Annotated in this window: 23 protein-coding genes; 10 read left to right on the top strand and 13 right to left on the bottom strand. The window is 61.1% G+C overall.

Annotated features, from left to right (window positions below; genetic code table 11):
- Nucleotides 1-163: 163 nt before the first annotated feature.
- Both LCH64_RS02590 and nudC read left to right on the top strand, forming a co-directional pair.
- On the top strand, nt 164-976 hold the full coding sequence (locus LCH64_RS02590) for a crotonase/enoyl-CoA hydratase family protein (RefSeq protein WP_003224676.1): 813 nt from the start codon (nt 164-166) through the stop codon (nt 974-976).
- A gap of 6 nt (nt 977-982) precedes the next feature.
- Nucleotides 983-1,813, top strand: a complete 831-nt coding sequence (gene nudC / locus LCH64_RS02585; RefSeq protein WP_226499395.1) for an NAD(+) diphosphatase — start codon at nt 983-985, stop codon at nt 1,811-1,813.
- Here nudC and LCH64_RS02580 read toward each other — a convergent pair.
- A complete protein-coding gene (locus tag LCH64_RS02580; RefSeq protein WP_003224680.1) occupies nt 1,781-2,560 on the bottom strand; it encodes a TSUP family transporter in 780 nt (259 codons plus the stop codon). The genes nudC and LCH64_RS02580 overlap by 33 nt on opposite strands.
- Before the next feature lie 314 nt (nt 2,561-2,874).
- Here LCH64_RS02580 and sfnG point away from each other — a divergent pair, with 314 nt between their 5' ends.
- Complete coding sequence (gene sfnG / locus LCH64_RS02575; RefSeq protein ID WP_226499394.1) at nt 2,875-3,975, top strand: dimethylsulfone monooxygenase SfnG; 1,101 nt, start codon at nt 2,875-2,877, stop codon at nt 3,973-3,975.
- Nucleotides 3,976-4,096: 121 nt separating this feature from the next.
- Here sfnG and LCH64_RS02570 read toward each other — a convergent pair whose 3' ends face one another.
- On the bottom strand, nt 4,097-4,576 hold the full coding sequence (locus LCH64_RS02570; protein WP_103483367.1) for a nuclear transport factor 2 family protein: 480 nt from the start codon (nt 4,574-4,576) through the stop codon (nt 4,097-4,099).
- A gap of 55 nt (nt 4,577-4,631) precedes the next feature.
- A complete protein-coding gene (locus LCH64_RS02565; protein WP_096796073.1) occupies nt 4,632-5,195 on the bottom strand; it encodes a TetR family transcriptional regulator in 564 nt (187 codons plus the stop codon).
- Between the two features lie 205 nt (nt 5,196-5,400).
- On the opposite strand from LCH64_RS02565, the gene pssA reads away from it, so the two are divergent.
- Nucleotides 5,401-6,744, top strand: coding sequence for a CDP-diacylglycerol--serine O-phosphatidyltransferase (gene pssA, locus LCH64_RS02560; protein ID WP_226499393.1), 1,344 nt, complete (start codon nt 5,401-5,403; stop codon nt 6,742-6,744).
- A 151-nt stretch (nt 6,745-6,895) separates the two neighbouring features.
- Here the strand turns inward: pssA and efeO (LCH64_RS02555) are convergent, their stop codons facing one another.
- The 4 genes from efeO (LCH64_RS02555) to efeU are packed head-to-tail and all read right to left on the bottom strand — an operon-like array spanning nt 6,896 to nt 11,121.
- Complete coding sequence (gene efeO, locus LCH64_RS02555; protein ID WP_003224689.1) at nt 6,896-7,720, bottom strand: iron uptake system protein EfeO; 825 nt, start codon at nt 7,718-7,720, stop codon at nt 6,896-6,898.
- 25 nt (nt 7,721-7,745) lie between these two features.
- Nucleotides 7,746-9,044, bottom strand: coding sequence for an iron uptake transporter deferrochelatase/peroxidase subunit (efeB, locus tag LCH64_RS02550; RefSeq protein ID WP_003224691.1), 1,299 nt, complete (start codon nt 9,042-9,044; stop codon nt 7,746-7,748).
- 17 nt (nt 9,045-9,061) lie between these two features.
- Nucleotides 9,062-10,261 (bottom strand): iron uptake system protein EfeO, encoded by a 1,200-nt coding sequence (gene efeO, locus LCH64_RS02545; RefSeq protein WP_226499392.1) that lies wholly within the window; start codon nt 10,259-10,261, stop codon nt 9,062-9,064.
- Nucleotides 10,262-10,269: 8 nt separating this feature from the next.
- A complete protein-coding gene (gene efeU / locus LCH64_RS02540) occupies nt 10,270-11,121 on the bottom strand; it encodes an iron uptake transporter permease EfeU (protein ID WP_103483370.1) in 852 nt (283 codons plus the stop codon).
- Between the two features lie 295 nt (nt 11,122-11,416).
- On the opposite strand from efeU, the gene LCH64_RS02535 reads away from it, so the two are divergent.
- From LCH64_RS02535 to LCH64_RS02510, 6 genes are all read left to right on the top strand, one after another.
- Nucleotides 11,417-12,433: an AraC family transcriptional regulator gene (locus LCH64_RS02535; protein ID WP_103520937.1), complete on the top strand. Its 1,017-nt coding sequence runs from the start codon at nt 11,417-11,419 to the stop codon at nt 12,431-12,433.
- A gap of 353 nt (nt 12,434-12,786) precedes the next feature.
- On the top strand, nt 12,787-14,451 hold the full coding sequence (locus tag LCH64_RS02530; protein ID WP_226499391.1) for an AMP-binding protein: 1,665 nt from the start codon (nt 12,787-12,789) through the stop codon (nt 14,449-14,451).
- 15 nt (nt 14,452-14,466) lie between these two features.
- Nucleotides 14,467-15,228, top strand: coding sequence for an SDR family NAD(P)-dependent oxidoreductase (locus LCH64_RS02525; protein WP_226499390.1), 762 nt, complete (start codon nt 14,467-14,469; stop codon nt 15,226-15,228).
- Between the two features lie 12 nt (nt 15,229-15,240).
- A complete protein-coding gene (locus tag LCH64_RS02520) occupies nt 15,241-16,434 on the top strand; it encodes an acetyl-CoA C-acyltransferase (protein ID WP_226499389.1) in 1,194 nt (397 codons plus the stop codon).
- Between the two features lie 145 nt (nt 16,435-16,579).
- Complete coding sequence (locus LCH64_RS02515) at nt 16,580-17,707, top strand: acyl-CoA dehydrogenase (protein ID WP_103483375.1); 1,128 nt, start codon at nt 16,580-16,582, stop codon at nt 17,705-17,707.
- Between the two features lie 15 nt (nt 17,708-17,722).
- Nucleotides 17,723-18,496 carry an enoyl-CoA hydratase gene (locus tag LCH64_RS02510; RefSeq protein ID WP_226499388.1) on the top strand — a complete coding sequence of 258 codons (774 nt, stop codon included), beginning with the start codon at nt 17,723-17,725 and terminating at the stop codon, nt 18,494-18,496.
- 106 nt (nt 18,497-18,602) lie between these two features.
- Here LCH64_RS02510 and LCH64_RS02505 read toward each other — a convergent pair whose 3' ends face one another.
- The 6 genes from LCH64_RS02505 to LCH64_RS02480 form a co-directional block, all read right to left on the bottom strand.
- Nucleotides 18,603-19,754 (bottom strand): acyl-CoA dehydrogenase family protein, encoded by a 1,152-nt coding sequence (locus LCH64_RS02505; protein WP_103483377.1) that lies wholly within the window; start codon nt 19,752-19,754, stop codon nt 18,603-18,605.
- 3 nt (nt 19,755-19,757) lie between these two features.
- A complete protein-coding gene (locus LCH64_RS02500) occupies nt 19,758-20,864 on the bottom strand; it encodes an enoyl-CoA hydratase/isomerase family protein (RefSeq protein ID WP_226499387.1) in 1,107 nt (368 codons plus the stop codon).
- Nucleotides 20,865-21,118: 254 nt separating this feature from the next.
- Nucleotides 21,119-21,808, bottom strand: a complete 690-nt coding sequence (locus LCH64_RS02495; RefSeq protein WP_226499386.1) for an HPP family protein — start codon at nt 21,806-21,808, stop codon at nt 21,119-21,121.
- Between the two features lie 154 nt (nt 21,809-21,962).
- A complete protein-coding gene (locus LCH64_RS02490) occupies nt 21,963-23,141 on the bottom strand; it encodes an MFS transporter (protein ID WP_226499385.1) in 1,179 nt (392 codons plus the stop codon).
- Nucleotides 23,142-23,283: 142 nt separating this feature from the next.
- Nucleotides 23,284-23,802, bottom strand: coding sequence for a GNAT family N-acetyltransferase (locus tag LCH64_RS02485; RefSeq protein WP_226499384.1), 519 nt, complete (start codon nt 23,800-23,802; stop codon nt 23,284-23,286).
- Nucleotides 23,803-23,874: 72 nt separating this feature from the next.
- Complete coding sequence (locus tag LCH64_RS02480) at nt 23,875-25,473, bottom strand: glycosyltransferase family 39 protein (protein ID WP_226499383.1); 1,599 nt, start codon at nt 25,471-25,473, stop codon at nt 23,875-23,877.
- Nucleotides 25,474-25,486: the final 13 nt, after the last annotated feature.

Below are 25,486 nucleotides of genomic sequence, written 5' to 3'. Positions count from 1 at the left end.
TGATCTTGAAAGTCAAAAGATCGCAGCCTTCGGCAGCTCCTACAGAGATCAAGGCGCGGCAAAAATCTCCTTGTTGGAGTCAGTCCCGCATTTGGCCGAACCGCCATCGTGATGCCTTGTTATAGTTCGGGCTTCATTTTTTGCCCGGTAAAGGATCACTGCCATGACTCAATACACCGCCTTCAGCGTCGAACTGGCCGACAACATCGCTCATGTGCAGATCAATCGTCCGGAAAAGATCAACTCGATGAACGCCGCGTTCTGGAGCGAGATCGTCGAGATTTTCCAGTGGATCGATGACACCGACGAAGTGCGGGTGGTGGTACTGAGCGGCAACGGCAAACACTTTTCCTCGGGCATCGACCTGATGATGCTCGCCGGCGTCGCCAATGAACTGGGCAAGGACGTCGGCCGTAACGCACGCCTGCTGCGGCGCAAGATCCTCACCCTGCAAGCCTCGTTCAACGCTGTCGACAACTGCCGCAAACCGGTGCTCGCGGCAATTCAAGGTTATTGCCTCGGTGGCGCCATCGACCTGATCGCCGCCTGCGACATGCGCTACGCCGCCGAAGACGCGCAGTTCTCGATCAAGGAAATCGATATCGGCATGGCTGCCGATGTTGGCACTTTGCAACGGTTGCCACGGATCATCGGGGACGGCATGCTGCGTGAACTGGCTTACACCGGCCGCACCTTCGGCGCTGAAGAAGCGCGCAGCATCGGCTTGGTCAATCGCGTGTATGGCGACAAGGAGCTGCTGCTCGAAGGCGTCATGGACATTGCCCGTGACATCGCCAGTAAATCGCCAATTGCGGTCACCGGCACCAAGGAAATGATCAGCTACATGCGCGACCATCGCATTGACGACGGCCTCGAATACGTTGCCACCTGGAACGCCGCCATGTTGCAATCCACCGACTTGCGCGTGGCCATGGCCGCCCATATGAGTAAACAGAAACCCGAATTTCTGGATTGAGAAACCATGACAGCTCGCTGGACCACTGCAGTACTGGACACCGATCAACCCGGCGGCTGGGCCGTGGCGCGCAGCCCCGAAGGCTTTCTGTTCGATGACAACGGCGCGCTGTTCCCGCGGGAATGGCTCAAGCGCCAGGACTTGTCGATCCTCGCCGAACACGGCATCGGCCATCTCGATGGCGAGCCGGTGTATCTGCTGGAATTGCACCGTTCCAGCGAGGTGCCGGGCTGCAACTGGAAAGGCCTGCGGGCGTTCATGCTCGATGGCGATCACACGATCTACAAAGTGCTGGGCTATGCCGCGCAGATTGGCACCTGGGCCCGCGAGCATCGGTTTTGCGGCAACTGCGGACAGGCGATGACGCAGGTGCCGGGCGAGCGGGCGATGTATTGCCAGCCGTGCGACCTGCGCAGTTATCCGCGCATTTCGCCGAGCATGATCGTGCTGGTCACCCGTGGCGACGAGATCCTGCTGGCGCGCTCACCGCGTTTCGTCAGCGGGGTCTACAGCACGCTGGCCGGGTTCGCCGAGCCGGGCGAGTCGGCGGAGGACTGCCTGATTCGCGAGGTGCGCGAAGAAGTCAGTATCGAGGTGAAGAACATCCAGTACATGGGCAGCCAGTGCTGGCCGTTCCCGCACTCGATGATGCTCGGCTTCCATGCCGAATATGCCGGTGGCGAAATCATCTGCCAGGAAGACGAGATCGAAGACGCCCAGTGGTTCAACGTGCACGATTTGCCGCCGTTGCCGGCGTCAAAATCGATTGCCCGTTACCTGATCGACGTCTACGTGGCGCGCCGTTTAGGCCACGCTGAACCAGTGTTGCCAGGCTAGCCGCACGGTCAGCCCCAGTACCACGGTGATGAACACCGGACGAATGAACTTGGCGCCACCGCTGATCGCGGTGCGCGCCCCGAAGAACGCGCCGACCATCACCGACAGGCCCATGCTCAGGCCGATGATCCAGTCCACTTGCCCGGAAAACACGAACACCGACAGCGCCGCAATGTTGCTGACGAAGTTCATGCTGCGCGCCACCCCGCTGGCCTTGACCAGATCGATCGGGTAGAGCAGCAGGCTGCTGACCGTCCAGAACGCACCCGTGCCGGGGCCGGCCACGCCGTCGTAGAAACCGAGGCTGAAGCCTTGGGTCGATTGCCATTTCTTCTTGATCGGCGCGTCGCTGTCCAGCGGCGCTTTTGGCGTACCGCCGAATAACAGATACAGGCCACAGGCGAAGACGATCACCGGCAGCATCTTGTTCAGCCATTCCGCCGGCAGGTAGTGCGCGACGATGGCCCCGGTGAGCGCGCCGACCAGGGTGCCGACGATCGCGTGCATCCACTGCCGAGGGTGGAACAGTTTGCGTCGGTAGAAAGTGAAACTGGCGGTGGCCGAGCCGAACGTCGAACTCAGTTTGTTGGTGCCCAGCACCAGATGCGGCGGCAGGCCGGCGGTGAGCAGCGCCGGAGTGGTCAACAGACCGCCGCCGCCGGCAATGGCGTCGATGAAACCGGCAATGAAAGCGACGAGGGCGAGGATGGCCAGGGTGGTGAGGTCAACGCTGAGTTCGAAAGGCATGGAATCGGCTTATTCGGCAGTGCGCAGAGGGGCTGCGGGGAAGGGCTGACATGTTACCTGTATCCGGCTTTTGCGGCGACCCGTCGGACGCCTTCGCGAGCAAGCCCGCTCCCACACTCTGGAATGCGGTCACCCTGTGGGAGCGGGCTTGCTCGCGAAGGGGCCAGCTCAGACACCGCCTATTCAACTGTTGCCCACCCAACACCTCGACAACAAATTACCCTCCAAGAGTGCAACTCCATCAGCTTCAAACCCGATAAAACCGGGCCTCTGAGCGATGGCACGCTTGCTGCTCTACCTCACTGACCTTCCCAATGTCCGAGGACACTCCAATGAGCAAGCAAGCCGTGAAATTCGCCTACTGGGTGCCGAACGTCAGTGGCGGTCTGGTGGTCAGCAAGATCGAGCAGCGCACCGACTGGGGCATCGACTACAACCGCAAACTGGCGCAACTCGCCGAAGCGGCCGGGTTCGAGTACGCCTTGACGCAGATCCGCTTCACCGCCGGGTACGGTGCCGAGTTCCAGCATGAATCGGTGGCTTTCAGTCATGCGCTGCTGGCCGCCACCAGCAAGCTCAAGGTGATCGCGGCGATTCTGCCGGGGCCGTGGCAACCGGCGCTGGCGGCCAAACAACTGGCAACCATCGATCAACTCACCAACGGCCGGATCGCGGTTAACATCGTCAGTGGCTGGTTCAAGGGTGAATTCCAGGCCATCGGTGAACACTGGCTGGAGCACGACGAGCGTTATCGGCGCTCCGAGGAATTCATCCGTTCGTTGCGCGGGATCTGGAGTCAGGACGACTTCAGTTTTCGCGGTGACTTCTACCGCTTCGACCATTACACCCTCAAACCGAAACCGCTCGGGCGCCCGGAAATCTTTCAGGGCGGCAGCTCCCGTGCCGCACGAGACATGGCGGCGCGAGTTTCGGATTGGTATTTCACCAACGGCAACAGCGTCGAGGGGATCAAGGCGCAGGTCGATGACATTCGGGCCAAAGCGGCGGCAAACAATCATTCGGTGAAAATTGGCGTCAACGCTTTCGTCATCGCCCGCGACACTGAAGAAGAGGCGCGCGCGGTACTGGCGCAGATCATCGACCAGGCCGACCCGGACGCGGTCAACGCTTTCGGTGACGCAGCGAAACAGGCGGGCAGGGCATCACCGGAGGGTGAGGGCAACTGGGCGAAATCGACGTTCGAGGATCTGGTGCAGTACAACGATGGCTTCAAAACCAACCTGATCGGCACGCCACAGCAGATTGCCGAGCGGATTGTGGCGTTGAAAGCGGTGGGGGTGGATCTGGTGCTGGCAGGGTTTCTGCACTTTCAGGAGGAGGTGGAGTATTTCGGCAAGAAGGTGTTGCCGCTGGTGCGCGAGCTAGAAGCCGAAAGGACTGTCGCAGTAGCCTGAACACCACAAAAACCTGTAGGAGTGAGCCTGCTCGCGATTGCGTATGAACAGTCAATATTCAGGCTGACTGACACACCGCTATCGCGAGCAGGCTCACTCCTACAATTGGAACTATGTGAACTTAGAGACCCAGGTCCGACAGCCCCGGATGATCATCCGGACGCCGACCCAGCGGCCAGTGGAACTTGCGCTCGCTTTCCTTGATCGGCATGTCGTTGATGCAGGCGTAACGCTGGAACATCAGCCCGTGCTCATCGAACTCCCAGTTTTCATTGCCGTAGGAGCGGAACCAGTTGCCCGAATCGTCGTGCCATTCATAGGCGTAACGCACGGCAATGCGGGTGTCGGAGTAGGCCCAGAGTTCCTTGATCAGACGGTAGTCCAGCTCCTTGGCCCATTTACGGGTCAGGAAGGCCTTGGCTTCTTCGCGGTTGTTGGCGAACTCGGCGCGGTTGCGCCATTTTGTGTCGACGGTATAGGCCAGCGACACCTTCTCGGGATCGCGGGAGTTCCAGCCATCTTCGGCCAGACGTACTTTTTCGATAGCCGATTCACGGTTGAACGGCGGTAAAGGCGGACGCACTTGGGCAGCAGTCGACATTTTCAGTCTCCCGATCTAATTAACGATTAAACAACGCTCAGGCTGATTTAAGGCGTTACAGGTCCAATAACTTACGCGCCATGCATTGCGCATTATCAGCGGCACTGTGATCACCCATCACCAGCGCTACGGTAATGGCGCCGTCAATCAGGATCAGCAATTGTCTGGCCAGACGTTGCGGATCTTCGACGCCATGTTCGGTACACAGCTCGCACAGGTAGTCGAGCAGTTTCTGTTTGTGGTCTTTGGCGACCTGGCGCACCGGGTCTTCGGGATCGCCGGTTTCGCCACTGGTATTGATGAAGGCGCAGCCGCGGAAGCCTTCCGAGGCGAACCAGCTTTTGAGCACGGTAAACAGGTTGAGCAGGCGGTCGGCCGGGGTCTCGGCCTGATCAACCGCGCTGCGGTACCAGTGCATCCAGCGCACATCGCGGCGTTGCAACGCGGCGACGGTCAACTCCTCCTTGTTGGCGAAGTAGCGGTAGATGCTTTTTCTGGAGACGCCGGCGGTTTTCACCAGAAGATCCATGCCGGTGGCGGCGATGCCACTTTTGTAGATCAACTTTTCGGTGACATCCAGAATGATGTCGCGGGTCGAGGTGTCAGTGATTTCGTTCATGTGGTGAACAGTAGAACGATCGTTCTCCTTGGTCAAGCAGTGATTTTCAGATTGCTTTCGCGAGCAGGCTCGCTCCCACATGGGAATGCGTTCGAATGTGGGAGCGAGCCTGCTCGCGAAGGCGTCATTACAGACAGTAACAAGACCCGAACCGGTTGATGGTGTAAGCTCTCGGGTTCTTCGGATTCGACCCATTGCGAGCCCTATGCCGTTGCTTTTCAAACGCTCTTTGCTGCCCAAACTGCGCAGCTTTCCGCTGACTGCCGAGGCCGTGACCATTTTGTCCGGCGCCGCCGAGTTCCGTCGTTGCCTGCTGGAGAAAATCGCCGAGGCGACCCAACGCATCTACATCGTTGCGCTGTATCTGCAGCACGACGAGGCCGGTCAGGAAATTCTCGATGCCTTGCACGCCGCCAAGCTCAAGCGTCCGGAGCTGGAAATCGTCGTGGTCGTCGACTGGCTGCGCGCCCAGCGCGGCTTGATCGGTGCCGGCAAACAGCCGGGCAACTCGGCGTGGTACCAGGAAATGACCCGCACACACCAGAGCGAAGTGCCGGTCTACGGCGTTCCGGTGCAGACCCGCGAGTTGTTTGGCGTGCTGCATCTGAAAGGCTTCGTGATCGACGATTGCGTGGTTTACAGCGGTGCGAGCCTGAACAATGTCTATCTGCACAAGTTCGACAAGTACCGGTTCGACCGCTATCACGTCATCGAAAACCGCGAACTGGCCGACTCGATGCAGCATCTGGTCAAGCACGGTCTGATCGAATCCAAGGCCGTGCATCGCCTCGATCTGCCAAACCTGCCGACCACCCGCAGCCTGCGCAACGACATCGGCGATCTGCGCAGCCGTCTCAAATATGCGGCGTACGACACCAGTGCCGGCAGCACGGCGCATACCGGTCTGTCGGTGAGTCCGTTGCTGGGCGTGGGCAAGAACAACCCGTTGAACCGGGTGATTGTCGAACTGATCGCCAGCGCGCAACAGCAACTGACCATTTGCACCCCGTACTTCAATCTGCCGCTGCCGATCATTCGCGAGGTCAACCGCGCACTGGCCCGTGGGGTGAAGATCGACATCGTGGTCGGCGACAAGACGGCCAACGACTTCTACATTCCGCCGACCGAACCGTTCAAGGTGATCGCGGCGCTGCCGTATCTGTACGAGATCAGCCTGCGCCGCTTCGCCAAGCGGCATCAGCGCAATATCGACAGCGGCCAGTTGAACCTGCATCTGTGGCGTGACGGCGACAACAGCTATCACCTCAAGGGCATGTGGGTTGACCAGCGTTATACGCTGCTGACCGGCAACAACCTCAATCCACGGGCGTTCCGCCTGGACCTGGAAAACGCGCTGCTGATCGATGATCCGCAAGGCGAGTGGCTGGCGCCACGGGCGAAGGAGCAGGAAGAGATTTTCCGCAACACCACGCGGATTGCCAGCTTCCAGAGCCTGGAGACACTGCCGGAGTACCCGGCGGGGGTGGCGAAGTTTCTCAAGCGGGTGAGTCGGGTGCGGATTGAGCGGTTGCTCTACCGGATTTTGTAAACCTTCAGATTATTCGGTGCGGCTTCGACCGCTTTCGCGAGCAAGCCCGCTCCCACAGGGGGCTGTGTTGACCACAAACAAGGTGATCGACACAGGCCTAATGTGGGAGCGGGCTTGCTCGCGAAGGGGCCGTATCAGGCGCTACAAAAACTCAGTTCAGACCGAGCTTGCCACGCAACGTGGACAGATCTTCAGCTAAAGTATTGACCGGGCCAACCAGCGCCTTGCGGTCTGCATCCTTCACTTTGTCATAAGTCTCGAAACCACCGTCCTTGGTCTTGTACTTGGCGAGGATCTTGTCCACGGTGGCGAAGTTCTTGTCGACTTTGGCGACGAACGCCTTGTCCTGTTTCTCGATCTGCGGACGGAACAGGTCGACGATTTTCTTCGCGCCGTCGATGTTGCCCTGGAAGTCATACAGGTCAGTGTGGCTGTAGCGGTCTTCTTCACCGGAGATCTTGGTCGCGGCGACTTCTTCCAACAGCGCGGCCGCACCACCGACGACTTTCTCAGGCGGGAAGGTCAGACCGGCGACGCGGGTTTGCAGGTCCTGGACGTCTTTGTCCAGTTTGTCTGCCAGGTCGTTCAGGCCCTGAGTGCTCTTCTCCGAGAACAGCGAATATTCGATGCGATGGAAACCGGTGAAGTCTTCGGCCTTCACGCCTTTTTCGTGGTCGTCGACACGGGAGTCGATGGACGCATCAAGGTCACTGAACAGCTCGGCGATCGGCTCGATCGACTCGTAGTAGACGCGGGTCGGCGCGTAAAGCTTCTGCGCGGTGGCCAGATCACCTTTCTTCACCGCATCGGTGAATTGTTTGGTGTGAGTGCCCAGTTGATCCAATTGCTCGGTGACGTAGATCTTGTAGTCCGACACCGGGCCGACCAGATCCAGTGGCGCCGTCGCGGCGAACGCCGAAAGTGGGGTGTTGAGCAAACCGAGGGTCAGCAGTAACGCGAGTGGCGACTTTTTCATGGAGCGGCTCCGAAGGTTTTTATGGTTATGCAGCTGTTTTGGGTTGTGTGGCGTTGAGCAGCGAGCGACCGATGAAATCCTTGTCGCCGGTGACACCCGGAAGGGTGAAGAAGTAACCGCCGCCGACCGGTTTGAGGTATTCCTCAAGCGGCTCGCCGTTGAGGCGGGTCTGCACGGTGATGAAGCCTTTTTCCAGATCGGCCTGGTAACAGATGAACAGCAGGCCCATGTCGAGCTGACCGTTCTTGTTCACGCCGTTGGAATAGTTGAACGGCCGGCGCAGGATCAGGTTGGCCTGACTCGCGGCGGTGCGCGGGTTGGCCAGGCGAATGTGCGCATCGAGCTTGGTCAGTTTGCCTTCCGGGTCTTTGCTGTAATCCGGGACTTCGGTCTCGTGGTTGGCGCCCATCGGCGCACCACTGGTCTTGACCCGACCGATGATGCTTTCCTGTTCCTGCAGCGGTGTACGGTCCCAGCGCTCGACGAAATTGCGGATGATCCGCACCGCTTGATAGCTGCCGTGGGCCGCCCACGCCGGCTCATCGCTGCCCGGTTGCACCCAGACAATCTTGTCCATCGCTTTGGCGTCGTTGGAGTCGGGGTTGGCCGAGCCATCACGGAAACCGAGGAAGTTACGCGCCGACTGCGCCGGCACCCCCGGTTTGGCCGGGGCTTGCGGCGGCACGCTGCCTTCCTGTTTCCAGCGCACCAGCAGCAGGTCCGGCAGGTTTTTCACGATATCGCGCAGGGCGTGAATGTTGGTGTCGGCGGTGTTCGAGCAGAACTGCAGGCTCAAGTCGCCGTGGCAGCAATCGGCCTCTAGGGCATCGTTGGGGAAACCGACCATGCGTTGCAGGCGCTTCGGTTTGGCTGCGGCCAGACCGAAGCGCTCGTCGAATAACGATTCGCCTACGGAGACGGTGATGGTCAGGTTGTCCGGGGTCACCACCGGCCCGAGAATGCCGGAATCCGGCGGTGGCAGTTTCGGGTCGATCTGCGCCACCGGGCCGCCCTTCATCAGGAACGCGATGCGCTCGTTGAGGGTGCGGAACAGCCGCTCCAGGTCTTCGCGATCACTGGCCAGTACGTCGAACGAAACGAACATGCCGGCCGCCGGCCGCGGGGTGACGATGCCGGTCTGGTGCACGCCGTGGAAGTCGTGGCGATCTTCGGTCTTGTCGCTGCTCGGGGCTTCGGTCACTTGTGCCGGGGCCGCAGCCATCGCCGGGCAGCTCAGGGCCGAACCGGCCAGGGCGACGCCAGCGACGCCCATGCCCATCAGGAGGCGGCGACGTTGCAGATCGAGGTTTTGCAAATCTTTCATCGGTATTCGTCTTCTGCTTACAGGCCGGAGAGGCCGAGGGCGGGATCGATGCCATCCAGAGCGTCAGCCAGAGCCTGAGCCTTGTCGGCGATCTGTTTGCGTTGTTCGCCACTGACCGTGTCGTAAGTGGCGTAGCCGTCCTTGACCTTGAAGCGGTTCAATACGTTGTCGAAATCGCTCAGCGCCGCGTCGATTTTCGGCAGCAGATCCGGTGCTGACTTGGTCAGCATCGGCCGCAGCAGCTCTACGACTTTGTGCGCGGTTTCCAGGTTGCTCGCGAAGCCGTTGAGGTCGCCGTGGCTGTAGCGTTCCTCTTCACCGCTGGCGGCGCGCACGTCGGCCAGGGTGTTGAGGTTGCGCACCACGATGCTCACCAGTTGCTCCGGCGGCAGCGATTGCGCCAGCAGTTGCTGTTTGAGGGTGGTGACGTCGGCCAGCAGACGCTCGGCCACCGGGTTCAAGCCGTCGAGGCTGCGTTGCTGAAACAGCGCGTATTCGATCCGGTGGAAGCCGACGAACGCTGGATCCTGTTCGCGTTTTTCGAAGTAATCGGCGCGGGCATTGATGCTGTTGTCCAGTTCCGCCAGGCGTTGCGCGGCAGGCGCCAGACGCTGGTAAGCGGCACGGGCCGGCAGGTACAGCGCTTGCGCCTGGGCCAGGTCGCCGCTGGCAATCGCCTGATTCAGTGCGGTCACGGCTTTGATCAGCGCGCCGCCCTGAGTGGCCAGATACACGCGGAATTCCGACAGCGGCCCGACGAACGCGACCATCGACGGTTTGGCCTTGGCGGCCTCATCGGAGGCGGCAGTCGGCGTTACGTGCAGCACGCCACGCGGATTGCTCAGCAGCCCGCACGTAATCGCGTAGTCGCCGGGTTGCAGGTTGGCGTTGATCACCTGGCTCAGGCCGGGGGCGATGTTCTCGCGCTCTTCGATCACCAGCACGCCGTCGAGAATTTCCCACTCCACCGCCCGGTCGGAGCGGTTGACGATGCGGAAACTGGCGCGACCGGCGGGAACCGTCAGCTCGTTCGGATCGCAGCTGTGCGCGTTGATGTTCACCACCACTTCATCATGGTTGTGCTGCCGCTTGGCCGCGGCCATTTTCGAGGCGTAGTAGAACAAGCCACCGGCGGCGATCATCACGACCACCGAACCGGCCACCGCCCAGCGCAAGGCGCGGGGAGGGGAGGCCTGAGGAGTATTAGGCTTTGACATGGATGCCCTTATTGGCTGGAAGCGGAAGTCGTTTTGGCAGCGGCTTTAGTGCTGACCGGCGCGGCGGGGTAGAAGAACATCACCAGCGCCACCACCAGATAGATCAGATAGGCACCGAGGGTGCTGACGGTCGGTGCATCCTGATAGCCGAACATGCCGGCCAGCACCGAACCCAGCGGGCCATCCATCGGTAGCGTCGCGCTGAAGTCGAAGAGCACGGTTTGCAGGTGATTCCACACCCCGGCCTCATGCAGCGCCTGCACCGAGTTGGCAAGAATCCCGGCGGCGACCACCAGAATGAACAACCCGGTCCACTTGAAGAACGCCGACAGGTTCAGGCGCATGCTGCCGCTGTAGATCAGGAAGCCGACGATGATTGCCAGCACCAGGCCGAGCAGGGCACCGATTGGCGCGCCCGGGCCTTCGCTCTGCTGAAATACGGCGAGCAGGAAGAACACGGTTTCCAGCCCTTCGCGAGCCACGGCGAAGAACACCATGGCGATTAGCGCGATCACCTGATGCTTTGATGAGGTCAGGGCGTGATCGAGCGAGGCCTGCAGCGAATGCTTGATCGAACGCGCGACTTTGCGCATCCAGAACACCATCGAGCTGAGAATGCCCACCGCGACCAGTCCGACAATGCCTTCGAACAATTCCTGCTGTTTCTGCGGGAATTCGGCGCTCACCAGTTCCAGGCCACCGCCGACCAGCAGCGCCAGGGCCGCAGCGAGAAACACGCCGATCCACACCGCAGGCATCCACTGGCCACGGCCGGTTTGTTGCAGGTAGCTGGCGATGATGCCAACGATCAGCGCGGCTTCGATGCCTTCGCGCAGCATGATCAGAAAGGGAACGAGCATTCAGGCAACCACGAGTGATTTAGATAGGTGGCTAAGTTGTAACATAATGACACTCATTCCCAAATGGGGATGGTTGACATTTACCTGAACATTCGCTGAACGGTACCTATCTTGGCCTTGCTCAGATCCAATTGTGGGAGCGGGCTTGCTCGCGAAGGCGGCGCGTCAGTCGATAAGGATGTTGCTGACACATCGCCTTCGCGAGCAAGCCCGCTCCCACAGGGGGATTCGTGCTGAATTCGCATCCTGCGTTAAGATGCCTCTCACTCGAAAACAACAAGGTCTGCCTCGCTCCATGTCGGAAAAAGACACCATCGCTGTTCAACTGGTGCGTGAAGCGCTGCTGCAAAGTTGTGCCCCGGGCGTGGCCACGGATGAAGTCTTGAACAAGGTCGGGATTGCTCCGGCCCTGCTGCACAGCGAACAGGGCCGGGTGCCGGCCTCGCAATACGCGAAACTCTGGCGATTGCTGGCCCGGCGCGGTGATGACGAGTTCTTCGGCATGGATCCGCGCAAGCTCAAGTCCGGCAGTCTTGAGTTCCTTTGCCGCAGCGCCATGGCGCAACCGACGCTGGCCGCCGGGCTCAACAGCGGGCTGAACTTCCTCTCGCTGATGCTGGAAAAAATTCCGGCGCAACTGCTGCATCAGCAAAGTCTGGCGGAAATCGTCCTGCTCGAAGACGACCCCGAACCCCGCCGGGCCTTCACCTATTTCACTTACTGGATGATCGTCCACGGCGTGGCGTGCTGGCTGGCGGGGCGGCGGATTCCGATTCTGGCGATCGAGTTGCGCTGCGCCGAGCCGGACTTCTGCGACGACTACCGGGTGATGTTCTCGGAAAACCTGCGCTTCGACCGTCCGCGCACGCGGATGATCTTTGCTGCTGACTGTCTCGATCTGCCGATCAAGCGCACGGCCGAAGAACTTAAACGCTTTCTGGCCCATGCGCCGGCGAACATTCTGGTGAAATACCGCGACCCGGAAAGCCTCGCCAGCCGAATCAAACAGGATCTGCGGCAGCTACCCGCCGAACAGTGGCCGGAGACCGAGGCGCTGGCGCAACAACTGTGCATGTCCGCCTCGACCCTGCGCCGGCGTTTGTCCGAAGAAGGGCAGACCTATCAGGGGCTCAAGGACAGCGTGCGCAAGGAACTGGCAATCACCTGGCTGGCCGAGCCGTCGATCAGCTTCGTCGAAATCGCGACGCGGCTGGGATTTGCCGATGCGAGTTCGTTCTACAAGGCGTTTCGCAAGTGGTCGGGGTCGAATCCGGGGCATTACCGCACCCTGATCCTCAACGAAGCCGTCTGATCCGGATTGTCAGTCGCCTGATCGGGCCTCTTCGGGAGCAAGCCCCCTCCCACATTTGAAATGCATTCTTCCTGTGATTGCAGCCTTCCTGGTTTTCGCAGGTGGAGCATTCTTTGAAATGCAATCTTCTGTGATTGCAGCTTTCACAGTGATCCTCCCTTTGCAATGCAATTCCCTTGTGGGAGGGGGCTTGTTCCCGAAGGCGCCAGTCCAGGCGGCACCTCTCTGGAATCTTGGCCAAACCAATCAGCCAGATTGACAGCTTTGACCATTGCCGCCTCCGCGCCGCAGCGCGACTATCCCTGTGTTGTTTACGGTTCCCAGCCTAATAAAAACACAGAGGGATTCTGGCAATGCGCGATTACTTGTCTGCCACCGAACAGTTCAACTATCAGCACACCGTGGACGCTGCGCTCAGCGGCACGCTGGAGGCGCTCAACGCCTGCGTCGAATGTTGCGACCGCCATGCCTTGCCGGGGCGCATTGCGTTGTTCTGGGAGGGCCGCGACGGCGCGAGTGCCACGTACACCTTCAGCGAACTGCAGGACAAAGCCGCGCGTTTCGCCAATTTCCTTCTCGCCCAGGGCGTGCAGAAGGGCGACATGGTCGCCGGCCTGCTGCCACGCAACATCGAATTGCTCATCACCGTATTCGCCACCTGGCGCATCGGCGCGGTGTATCAGCCGCTGTTCACCGCGTTTGGCCCCAAGGCCATCGAGCATCGGCTGAACAGCTCCGCGGCCAAAGTGGTGGTCACCGACGCGGTCAACCGGCCGAAACTCGCTGAAGTCAGCGAATGCCCGACCATCGTCACCGTCGGCGGCGCCAAGGGCCAGGGCATCGTCCGTGGCGACTTCAGTTTCTGGGCCGAGCTGGCCAACTATTCCAGCGTTTGCGAGCCGGTACTGCTGACGGGCGAAGACCCGTTTCTGCTGATGTTCACCTCGGGCACCACCGGCCCGTCGAAAGCACTGTCGGTGCCGCTCAAGGCCATCGTCGCGTTCCAGAGCTACACCCGCGACGCGGTGGATCTGCGTCCTGAAGATTCGTTCTGGAACGTCGCCGATCCGGGCTGGGCCTACGGCATCTATTTCGGCGTCACCGGCCCTATGTCGATGGGGCACCCGATCACCTTTTACGATGGCCCGTTCACCCTCGAAAGCACCTGCCGGGTGATCAACAAATACGGCATCACCAATCTCACCGGCTCGCCGACCGCGTACCGCTTGCTGATTGCCGGTGGCAACGAGTTCGCCAAGTCGATCAAGGGCAAGCTGCGCATCGTCAGCAGCGCCGGCGAGCCGCTCAACCCGGAAGTGATCCGCTGGTTCGCCGACAACCTCGGTGTGGTGATTCACGATCATTACGGCCAGACCGAACTGGGCATGGTCCTGTGCAACCACCACGGTCTGAAGCACCCGATCCACCTTGGCGCCGCCGGTTTCGCCTCGCCGGGCCATCGCATCGTGGTGCTCGACGAAAATTACAACGAACTCGGCGTCGGCCAGCCGGGCATCCTCGCCATCGACCGTACACAGTCGCCGATGTGTTGGTTCGGCGGTTACCAAGGTGTGACAACCAAAGCCTTCGTCGGCGATTACTACCTCAGCGGCGACACCGTGGAGTGGAACCCGGACGGCAGCATCAGCTTTGTCGGTCGCAGTGATGACGTGATCACCACCTCGGGCTACCGCGTCGGCCCGTTCGACGTCGAAAGCGCGCTGATCGAACACCCGGCGGTGGTCGAAGCCGCCGTGGTCGGCAAGCCTGACCCCGAGCGCACCGAACTGGTCAAAGCCTTCGTCGTGCTCAACCCGCAATACCGCGCCGAACCGGCGCTGGCCGAGGAGTTGCGGCAACACGTGCGCAAACGTCTGGCCGCGCATTCGTACCCGCGGGAAATCGAATTTGTCAGCGAATTGCCGAAAACCCCAAGCGGCAAATTGCAGCGCTTCATCTTGCGCAACCAGGAAATCGCCAAGGCTCAAGAGGCCGCGGCGCACAACGTTTCAGCTTGAATCAGGAAGTCAGTCATGCAGATCGAGAACAAGGTTTTTATCGTCACCGGCGGCGCCTCCGGCCTGGGTGCAGCCAGCGCTGAGTTGCTGGTCAACGCCGGCGCCAAAGTGATGCTGGTGGACATGAACGCAGAAGCCGTTGCCGCGCAGGCCCAGCGCCTCGGCGCGCAAAGCGTCGTCGCCGACATCAGCAATGAATCCGCTGCCGAAGCCGCCGTGCAGGCCACGCTCAAAGCCTTTGGCAGCCTTAACGGTCTGGTCAACTGCGCCGGCATCGTCCGGGGCGAGAAGATCCTCGGCAAGAACGGCCCGCATGCTCTGGCCAGTTTTGCCCAAGTGATCAACGTCAACCTGATCGGCAGCTTCAACATGCTGCGTCTGGCCGCAGCGGCCATCGCCGAGAGCGAGGCGAATGCTGACGGCGAGCGCGGGGTGATCATCAACACCGCATCGGTCGCAGCGTTCGACGGCCAGATCGGCCAGGCCGCGTACTCCGCCTCCAAAGGCGCGATCGCCAGCCTGACCCTGCCGGCCGCCCGCGAACTGGCGCGCTTCGGCATCCGCGTGATGACCATCGCTCCAGGTATTTTCGAAACCCCGATGATGGCCGGCATGACCCCGGAAGTGCGCGAGTCGCTGGCCGCCGGCGTACCGTTCCCGCCGCGTCTCGGGAAACCTGCCGAGTATGCCGCGCTGGTTCGGCATATCATCGAAAACAGCATGCTCAACGGTGAGGTGATCCGTCTCGACGGCGCCTTGCGCATGGCCGCCAAGTAAGGAGGATTTGTCATGAGCCTTTCCAACGATCCAATTGTCATCGTCAGCGCCGTCCGCACCCCGATGGGCGGTTTTCAGGGCGAACTGAAAAGCCTCACCGCGCCGCAACTCGGTGCTGCGGCGATCAAGGCTGCGGTTGAACGCGCAGGCGTTACCAGCGATGCGGTCGACGAAGTGCTGTTCGGTTGCGTATTGCCCGCTGGCCTCGGTCAGGCGCCGGCGCGGCAGGCGGCACTGGGTGCCGGGCTGGATAAATCCACCCGTTGCACCACGGTCAACAAGATGTGCGGCTCGGGCATGGAAACCACCATTCTCGCCCACGACATGCTGCTGGCCGGCAGTGCCGACGTGGTGATCGCCGGCGGCATGGAAAGCATGTCCAACTCGCCATATCTGCTGGATCGTGCCCGCGCCGGTTACCGCATGGGCCATGGCCGGGTGCTCGACTCGATGTTCCTCGACGGCCTCGAAGACGCCTACGACAAGGGCCGTCTGATGGGCACCTTCGCCGAAGACTGCGCCGAAACCAACGACTTCAGCCGCGAAGCCCAGGACGCCTTTGCTATCGCTTCGACCACCCGCGCCCAGCAGGCGATCAAGGACGGCAGCTTCAAGGCCGAGATCGTCCCGCTGACCGTGACCGTCGGCAAAGAACAGCTGCTGATCAGCAACGACGAGCAGCCGCCGAAAGCCAAACTGGACAAGGTCGCCTCACTGAAACCGGCGTTCCGCGAAGGCGGCACGGTGACGGCGGCGAACTCCAGTTCGATCTCCGACGGCGCGGCGGCACTGGTGCTGATGCGCCAGTCGCAGGCACAGAAACTCGGTCTGAAACCACTGGCGGTGATTCACGGCCACGCGGCGTTTGCCGACACTCCGGGTTTGTTCCCGGTGGCACCAATTGGCGCGATCAAGAAGCTGGTGAAGAAGACCGGTTGGGCGCTGAACGAGGTCGATCTGTTCGAGATCAACGAAGCGTTCGCCGTGGTGGCGATGGCGGCGATGACCCATCTGGAAATCCCCCACGACAAGCTCAACGTGCATGGCGGCGCCTGCGCACTGGGCCATCCGATCGGTGCCTCGGGCGCGCGGATTCTGGTGACCTTGCTCTCGGCCCTGCGCCAGAAGGGCCTGAAACGCGGGATCGCAGCGATTTGCATCGGCGGCGGTGAAGCCACGGCCATGGCCGTGGAATGCGTCTACTGAAGCCAACATCTGACTGTCCTTGTGGGAGGGGGCTTGCTCCCGAAAGCGGTGTGTCATTCAGAAGTTATTTGACTGACCCGGCCTCTTCGGGAGCAAGCCCCCTCCCACAATGAACGGGTGGTGTTACCAGAATTAAGGATTCACCATGATTCCCAACGAAGACCAATCCCAGATCCGCGACATGGCCCGGCAGTTCGCCGAGGAACGACTGAAACCGTTCGCCGCCGAGTGGGATCGCGAGCACCGTTTCCCCAAGGAAGCCATCGGCGAGATGGCCGAGCTGGGCTTCTTCGGCATGCTGGTGCCGGAGCAGTGGGGCGGTTGTGATACCGGCTACCTGGCCTACGCCATGGCCCTGGAAGAAATTGCCGCCGGCGACGGCGCCTGCTCGACCATCATGAGCGTGCACAACTCGGTGGGCTGCGTGCCGATCCTCAAGTTCGGCAACGACGATCAGCGCGAACGCTTCCTCAAACCGCTGGCCAGCGGTGCGATGCTCGGTGCGTTCGCATTGACCGAGCCGCAGGCCGGCTCCGATGCCAGCAGCCTGAAAACCCGCGCGCGCCTCGAAGGCGATCACTACGTGCTCAACGGCTGCAAACAGTTCATCACTTCCGGGCAGAACGCGGGGATCGTGATCGTGTTTGCGGTGACCGATCCGAGTGCCGGCAAACGCGGCATTACGGCATTCATCGTGCCGACCGATTCTGCGGGCTACAAAGTCGCCCGGGTCGAAGACAAGCTCGGCCAGCATGCCTCGGACACCTGCCAGATTCTGTTTGAAGACGTGAAAGTGCCGGTCGCCAACCGCTTGGGTGAGGAGGGTGAAGGCTACAAGATTGCCTTGGCCAACCTCGAAGGCGGACGCGTCGGCATCGCTTCGCAAGCGGTGGGCATGGCCCGTGCCGCGTTCGAAGCGGCCCGCGATTACGCCCGTGAGCGCGACACTTTCGGCAAACCGATCATCGAGCACCAGGCCGTGGCCTTCCGTCTCGCCGACATGGCCACGCAGATCGCCGTTGCCCGGCAAATGGTGCATTACGCCGCCGCCCTGCGTGACAGCGGTCAGCCGGCGCTGGTCGAGGCTTCGATGGCCAAACTGTTCGCCTCGGAAATGGCCGAGAAGGTCTGCTCGATGGCGTTGCAGACGCTGGGCGGTTACGGTTACCTCAACGACTTCCCGCTGGAACGCATCTACCGCGACGTGCGCGTCTGCCAGATCTACGAAGGCACCAGCGACATTCAGCGCATGGTTATTTCGCGCAATCTCTGACAAGGAATCTTGCCCATGACTTACGAAACGATTCTGCTGGAAAACCACGGCCGCGTCGGCCTGATCACGCTGAACCGACCACAGGCGCTGAACGCCCTGAACGCGCAGCTGGTCAGCGAAGTGAACCACGCCCTCGACGGCCTGGAAGCCGACACCAATATCGGTTGCATCGTCATCACCGGTTCGAAGAAAGCTTTCGCCGCCGGCGCCGACATCAAGGAAATGGCCGAACTGACCTATCCGCAGATCTACATGGACGACCTGTTCAGCGACAGCGACCGCGTGGCCAATCGACGCAAGCCGATCATCGCAGCGGTCAACGGCTTCGCCCTCGGTGGCGGCTGCGAACTGGCGCTGATGTGCGACTTCATTCTGGCCGGCGACAACGCCAAATTCGGCCAACCGGAAATCAACCTCGGCGTGCTCCCGGGCATGGGCGGCACCCAGCGCCTGACCCGCGCCGTGGGCAAGGCCAAGGCCATGGAAATGTGCCTGAGCGGGCGTCTGATCGATGCGGTGGAAGCCGAGCGCTGCGGCATCGTCGCGCGGATCGTGCCGAGCGATGAATTGCTCGACGAGGCGCTGAAAGTGGCCGCGGTGATCGCCAGCAAATCGCTGCCGATTGCGATGATGGTCAAGGAAAGCGTGAACCGCGCCTTTGAGGTCAACCTGACTGAAGGCGTGCGCTTCGAGCGCCGGGTGTTCCATGCGGCGTTTGCCACCCAAGATCAGAAAGAAGGGATGGCGGCGTTTGTGGCCAAGCGGACGCCGGAGTTTCAGGGCAAATAATGCGCTGACCTGACTGACGCCTTCGCGAGCAAGCCCGCTCCCACATGGGATTTGTGTACGACGCAGATCCAATGTGGGAGCGGGCTTGCTCGCGAAGCTTTTGGCGTTACAACTGATAGTTCTTCAATTCCCGAGCAATCACCATCCGCTGAATCTCGCTCGAGCCTTCATAGATCTGGGTAATCCGCGCATCGCGGTAGTACTTCTCGACCGGGTAGTCCTCCAGATACCCATACCCGCCATGAATCTGAATCGCCGAGGAGCAGACCTTCTCGGCCATCTCCGAGGCGAACAGTTTGGCCTGTGACGCCTCCGACAGGCACGGCTTGCCCGCTGTGCGCAGACGCGCCGCGTGCAGGATCATCAGTCGCGCCGCGTTGATTTGCATGTGCATGTCGGCCAGCAGGTTGGCGATGCTCTGGTGCTCATTGATCGGCTTGCCGAACTGGATTCGGTCGCGGGAGTAAACCAGCGCCGCTTCAAACGCCGCCCGGGCGATGCCCAAGGCCTGCGCAGCGATGCCGATGCGGCCGCCTTCGAGGTTGGACAAGGCAATCGCCAGGCCCTTGCCGCGCTCGCCGAGCAGGTTGGCCTCGGGAATGCTGCAATTGTTCAGGGTCACCGCGCAGGTGTCGGAGGCGCGGATGCCCATCTTGTGTTCGGTGCGATCGACGATGAAACCCGCAGTATCGGTGGGCACCAGGAACGCGGAAATGCCTTTCTTGCCCAGATCCGGGTCGGTCACCGCAAACACGATCGCCAGTTTCGCCCGTTTGCCATTGCTGACGAATTGCTTGGCGCCGTTGATCACCCACTGGCCGTCACGCAGTTCGGCACGGGTGCGCAGGTTGTGCGCCTCGGAGCCGGCCTGCGGTTCGGTGAGGCAGAAGCAGCCAATCGTCTGGCCACTGGCGAGATCCGCCAGCCAGGTCTGTTTCTGCGCTTCGCTGCCGTAGTTCATGACCGGGCCGCAGCCCACCGAGTTGTGAATGCTCATGAAGGCACCGGTGGCACCGTCGCCGGCAGAAATCTCTTCCACCGCCAGCGCATAGGCCACGTAATCGACGTAGGTGCCGCCCCATTCCTCGGGCACCACCATGCCGAGCAAACCGAGTTCGCCCATCTTCGCCACCAGCGCGTCGTCGATCCAGCCGGCCTTTTCCCAGGCTTGCGCATGGGGCGCGATTTCGCCGCGGGCGAAGTCCCGGGCCATGTCGCGGATCATCACTTGTTCTTCAGTCAGTTCGAGATCGTGCATGGCTCAGCTCCCGCTCTCAGTAAAACCGTGAAAGAAACTCGCGACATGCCCGGCGTCCAGCGCAGCAAGGGTCGGCGGGTTCCAGCGAGGTGTCTTGTCCTTGTCGATCAGCAGGGCGCGCACGCCCTCGATCAGGTCGCCGCGTTCAAACCACTGGCGATCCAGATGCAGTTCGAGGGCGAAACAGTGTTCCAGGCTCAGGTGCCGGCCGCGACGGAGCATTTCCAGGGTCACGGCCATCGCCAGTGGCGAGCGGGTGTCCAGCAGGTCAGCGGTGGTGGTTGCCCACTCATGACTGTCGGCGACGGTGACCGCGCGCAGTTGCTCGACAATGCTCGGCACGTCCGGCAGGGCGAAGAAATGGTCGATAGCCGGGCGCAGTTTCTCCAGCGGTGCATCGGCCAGGGTTTGCACGCCATTTTTCGCGAGCAGGCTCTGCAGATCCTTGAGCGGCGTATCGCGCCATTCCAGGTGATCGAGTTGTTCGTCGAGGCTCGCCAGTTTGCTGCTGTCGACAAACCAGTCGGCCAGCCCGCAGTACAACGCATCGGCCGCACGAATCTGCACACCGCTGACGCCCAGATAGATCCCCAGTTCACCGGGAATCCGCGAGAGGAAATAACTGCCGCCGACATCGGGGAAATAACCGATCGCCACTTCGGGCATCGCCAGACGACTCTTTTCGGTGACCACCCGCAGATCCGCACCCTGCACCAGGCCCATGCCGCCGCCAAGGACGAAACCATCCATCAAGGCCAGCACCGGTTTGCGGTAATGATGAATCGTCAGGTCGAGGGCGTATTCCTCGACGAAGAAATCTTCGTGCAGCGTGTCGCCGCTTTTGAAGCTGTCGTACAGCGAGCGGATATCGCCACCGGCACAGAAAGCCTTGTCACCGGCACCGCGCAAAACAACGGCACGCACGTTGGTGTCAGTGGCCCAGGCATCGAGTTGCTGCTGCAACTGACGAACCATGTCGAGGGTGATGGCGTTGAGACCGGCGGGGCGGTTGAGGGTCAGGTGACCGATGTGATTGCGAACCTCGGCCAGCACTTCGTTTCGTGTGGCATCCATGGACGGCGTCCGCGGGGATGAAGCCTGAGCAGTCATCACTAACTCCCTGCTTTTATTGTCTTTATTCGAGAAGCTCGCGCGCGAGCGTTGACGGATCGTAACAGTGCAAATTTGCCGTGTACAACCGGGATATGTGCAGGGGGAGTTTGCGTTTTTGCAGCAGGTTGAGGATTGCCTTTGTGGCGAGGGAGCTTGCTCCCGCCGGGCTGCGAAGCGGTCCGACACCGCGGGTTTACGACTGCTGCGCAGCCGAGCGGGAGCAAGCTCCCTCGCCACAATGATGCAGGTGGTTATCGGGTGAAGACTTCGCCGATGCTGCGGCGTTTGGCATGCAGCTCGCTGGCATGAATCAATTGTTCGAGGTCTTCGGGGGTGACGTCGATAAAGGCTTCCATGTCGGCCAGTGCCCGTTTCAAATCTTCGGCGGTAATTGACTGGCTGTCGACGGGAGCCAGCAGCGGCGCAGGCTCGGCCGGGCGTTTCGGGTAGCGGATGCACGTCAGGTTGTTGTAGGCCAGCGCGCTGAGCAGCATGCACGCAGCGGCGAGCATCACCGGTTCCATGGCTTTCCAGTCCATGGCGATGGTGGCGGGATCGGCCAGCACCAAGGTCAGCGCCAGGGCGCCGGCCGGTGGGTGCAGGCAACGTAGCCAGCACATCAGAATCAACGCGATGCCCGCCGCCAGACAGGCACTGCCCAGGGTGCGACCGAGGACGTGGGCGACCAGCAACGCGACAACGCTGGCGCACAGGTAGCCGCCGATGATCGACCACGGTTGAGCGAGGGCGCCCGAAGAGACGGCAAACAGCAACACCGCTGAGGCGCCCAACGGCCCGATCAGGTGATACGCGACCTCGATGCCGAACACCTGACTGCACGCCCAGACGCTGAACAAGGTGCCCAGCGCCATGCCGATCGCGGCGCGGCTCCATTCGGTGGGGCGAGTGTTGATGGCGGCGGGCAACCAGCGAGCGAGCATGTACATCGGGTCCTTGCGGTAAATTCGGGGCAAAAAAAAGGACTTGTCCGTTTCGGAAAGTCCTCGAAGCGTTCCAACTATTGGGGGAGGAACGCGCACAGTGTGCCGTGCAAAGTCGATGCTGACAAATTCATATAAATGCTGCTTCAGTGCATTATTTTTGAATTGTCGCCACACGGCGTCCACTGACAAAACACAGATACCCGCCCAGCGCAGCCAAGGCGCTCAAGGCGTAGAACATGCTCGGCGCCGGCGTGTGCATCAACAGGAACCCGCACATCATTGGACTCAGCGCGCCGCCTAACGCCGCGAGGTTCTGCGCACCGTAGTAACTGCCGCGCAGTTCTTCCGGGGCCAGGGTGTCGACGAAGAGGAAATCCGCCGGGTAAATGATCATCTCGCCGAGGGTGAAGATGAACATCGCCACGCACCAGCCGACCAGGCTGTCGGCCAGGCTGAAGCCGATCAGACCGACGATGAACAACGCGGTGCCGCCGGCAATCCAGTAGCGCAGGTGCTCACGTTTGAGGAATCGCCCGATCTGGTACTGCAGCAGGATCACCGTGATCGCGTTGCAGGCGAGCAGGGCGGCCATGGTGTCGAGTGTCTGGTCCTGCGTGTGGGTCACCAGCAGGTACTGCGACAGGTACAAGGTGAAGCGACCGTGAACCAGCGTGCTGAGCAGGCAACCAAAGGTGAACAGGATCATCGTGCGGTCGTTTTTCAGGATGATCAGGGTGTTCAGGAAACTCTGTGGTTGGCTGGCCTGCGACAGCGGACTGGCCTCGCGGGACACGCCCAGCAGCAGGAAAACGCTGCCGGCGGCAATCAGCCCCGCGACAATAAACGGCGCTGAAGGCTGAACGCCGGCAATCACCACGCCGATCATCGGGCCCACGGCGTAGCCAATATTGGTCAGCGTGTAGTTCAGCGAAAACGCCTTGACCCGCTGGCCGACCGCCAGGTTTTCACTGAGCATCGCTTTGGAGCAGATCAGGAACAGCGCCGACGCCGTTTCACTGATGATCAGCACCAGCGTGACCAGGTACAGATTCTGCGCGAAGGTCAGCAGCATCAGGCCGACACCGCTGGAAAGCATGGTCAGGATCAACAGCTGACGCTTGTCGAGGCGATCGATGATGTAGCCGCCGTACAGCGACAACAGCGTGGCACTGAACACGGCGATGCCCAACAGCAGACCCACATCCTGTGGGTTGAGGCCCAGTTTGTTGCTGAGAAACAAGGTCAGCAGCGGGCTGATCAGGGCACGGCTGATGACGATGCTCAGCGAGGTGATCATCAGTCGGCGGATCAGGCGGGAGTAGGTGGCCACGGCAGTGCAAATGTCCTTATTTTTATGATGAGAAACCTTGTGGGAGCGAGCCTGCTCGCGAATACCGAGTGTCAGGCGCCAACGCAGTTGACTGACAGGACGCTATCGCGAGCAGGCTCGCTCCTACAAGGGATTTGTCCTGTCAGGGCAATATCAGGTGCATGGCGCAGCGGCGTTCGGCGGCAAAGCCATGCTCGATTTCTTTCTGCAGAGCATCGAGCAAATGCGCTTCGTGCTCACCGGGTGCGACTTCCACAAACCCCATCCGCTGATAAAACGGCGCATTCCACGGCACGTCGCGAAACGTGGTCAGGGTCACCGCGCGCATATGCTGACGACTGGCATGTTCAATCGCGGCCAACACTAGTTGACGGCCCACGCCCTGTCCCTGAAACGCGAGGCAGACCGACAGTTCTTCAATGTGCAGCAAGTTGTCGAAATCCAGCGCGCGGATAAACCCTGCGAGTTGCGCCGAGGTGGTTTCGGCGACCCAGACGTGGGCATTGTCGATGGCTTGGCGGTGTTGCGCGGCGCTTGCCACGTCGGTATTGGCAAGCCAGGCGAGGGTTGGATCTGTGCGAAACAGCTCGGCGGCCGAGCGTTCGATGGCGGGGAGGGCGGCGGCATCATTCTGCCGCGCCCGGCGTACAACAAAACTCATGGTCAAGAAATCCCTGTAGGCGCTGTCGCTGGCTGCGATCCAAAATCAGAAGATCGCAGCCTTCGACAAGGTCTACAAGGGCTTCAGGTACAGCAGCACGTAATCGTTCTTGTCGAAACTGCCCGTGACCACCGGTTGCAAGCCGGCCAGCGGGGTGCCCTGTAGCGATTGCAGGTCCTTGCTGTCCATCATCAGCCAGGCCGGGCCCTTGAGGGCTTCGAGTTGCTGGACTGTTTCGGTGAATTGCGGTTGCAGATCCTGCTCGACGTTGACCATGAACTTGATCGCCTTGGCGTCTTTGCCCATGCCGTGCAGCACCAGCGGTGCCGGGTTCTGCTGCACTTGCGCGAACGCGGCGCGACTGAACACCTGTGTGTCGTACAGGCGCCGCTCTACCGGTTCGAACACCGCGGCATACACCGTCCACAACGCCAATACCGAACACAGCGCCAGCACTTCGGCACGCCAGCGCGGGATCATCAGACGCGACAACGCGAGCAATTGCAGAACGCCGAGCACGATCAGCACCAGGGTGATGCCGTCGAGCTGCTCGGGAAAGCGGCGTTTGGCAACCAGCAGGGCCACCATCAACAACCCTGGCGTCACCAGCCAGATTCCTTGAATTACCCCACGCAATACGCGGAACACCCGACCGTGCAGCACCTGGAACGGGTACGCCGCGATGATCGCCGCCATCGGCAACATCGGCAGCAGGTAACGCGCCTTCTTCGCCTGTGGAATCGACAGACCGACCATGACGATCAGTCCGGCGGCCGCGCAGTATTGCACCAGGCGCAAGGCCGGCCCGCGCTGATGCGGCTTGCTCAGCCAGGTCGCGGCCAACGCCAGTATCGCCAGCGGATACGCCAGTGCGTAATTGCCCATCGAGCTGGTGAAGTAATACAGCGAACCGCTGACGCCTTCGCTGCCGTCCATGCGCCCCATGAACTGCATACGGATCACGTCTTGAAGGAATGCCTCGCCACCGCTGAGTTTAGCCAGCCACAACAGCAGGCCGACGCATGCAGCGAGCAGGATCGACGCCAGCACACCGAACACGAAAAGCCGTTTCCACTCGCGGTTGAGCAAGTAGTAACTGCAGAGCATACCGGTCGGCACCACCAGGCCGATGGGCCCGCGAATACCGAAGCCCAGCAACAACAGGATAAAGATCAGCGGCCAGCGACGGCGCGAGCCGAAATGGTCGTGCGCGTAGCCCAGGTAAAACACCGACAGCGCCACGGCGGCGAGCATCAGGTCTTGCGACACGGCGCGCACTTCGGTGACGAAGGTGCTGGTGAGCATCAACAGCGCAATGCTGATCAAGGCCCAACGCTGCGAATGCACCGCCAGCAAGCGATACATCAACGTCACGATCACACCGCCGGCAATAGCGCTTGGCAGCCATGCCGTCAGGGTGTTGATCGCGCCGAAGGGCAACGACAACAGCCAGATGAACAGTGTCGAGAGCGCTGAATAGTCGGCGTAAGGTTGACCGTAAGTGGTCGGGAATACGGTCGGCCCGTGTCTCAGCATTTCCTGGGCAAACAGTACGAACCGTGAATCGAAGCCAATGGGAGCCTGTCCGTAAACCCCGGCTATGAACAGCAACAGCGCCAGCAGCCCTGCGATCAGGGACTGCCGGCGGATGACAGGCGACAACGTGATCAAGCGACGTCCGCTT

Origin of the sequence: Pseudomonas sp. MWU16-30322 (genome assembly GCF_020515535.1) — a bacterium.
In the GTDB taxonomy this organism is placed as follows: domain Bacteria; phylum Pseudomonadota; class Gammaproteobacteria; order Pseudomonadales; family Pseudomonadaceae; genus Aquipseudomonas; species Aquipseudomonas fluorescens_H.
Note: the sequence above shows the minus strand (reverse complement) of the source record. Positions and strands in the feature narration are given on the sequence as shown.